This window comes from Mesorhizobium sp. M7D.F.Ca.US.004.03.1.1 (assembly GCF_003998635.1).
Lineage (GTDB): Bacteria > Pseudomonadota > Alphaproteobacteria > Rhizobiales > Rhizobiaceae > Mesorhizobium > Mesorhizobium loti.
On sequence record NZ_RZQG01001802.1, the window covers coordinates 1 to 449 of the forward strand.

Consider the following 449-nt stretch of genomic DNA (forward strand, 5'->3'; position numbering starts at 1 on the left):
CTGCCGGGAGCGGGTGGGGCGACAACGACCATCTCCATCTCTCAGCCCCTCAGTTGATTGCCCTTGAGGGCAATTGCCTTGTTGATGCGGTTGAAGACGGCGGCAAGGCTGAGATTGATGGCGAGGAAGCCCGCCATCAGGATGCCGATTGCTTCGAGGGTCTGCCCGGAATGGTTGATCGTCAGCGCTACAATCATGAAGAAGTCGGTGAAGCCCACCGCGATGCCCATCGTTGTTGCCTTCATCAGCCAGACATACTGGTTGGCAAGGATCGGCAGCATGGCGCGCAGCGCCAGCGGCAGTCGCACCAGCGTGAAGACCCGCCAGGGACTGAGGCCCAGGGAAAGGGCTGCCTCGACCTGGCCGGTGCCGACAGATTTGAAGCCGCCGCGTACGATCTCCGCGATGTAGGAGCCGCCATAGATGGCGATGGCGATCGCGAGGGTGGC

1 protein-coding gene is annotated in these 449 nt (G+C 62.1%); it reads right to left on the bottom strand.

Going from position 1 to position 449, the window contains the following annotated elements; translation table 11 throughout:
- Positions 1–41: 41 nt before the first annotated feature.
- Positions 42–449, bottom strand: a 408-nt coding sequence (locus EN935_RS40115; RefSeq protein WP_127374457.1) for an ABC transporter permease subunit, incomplete at its 5' end; no start/stop codon positions are given.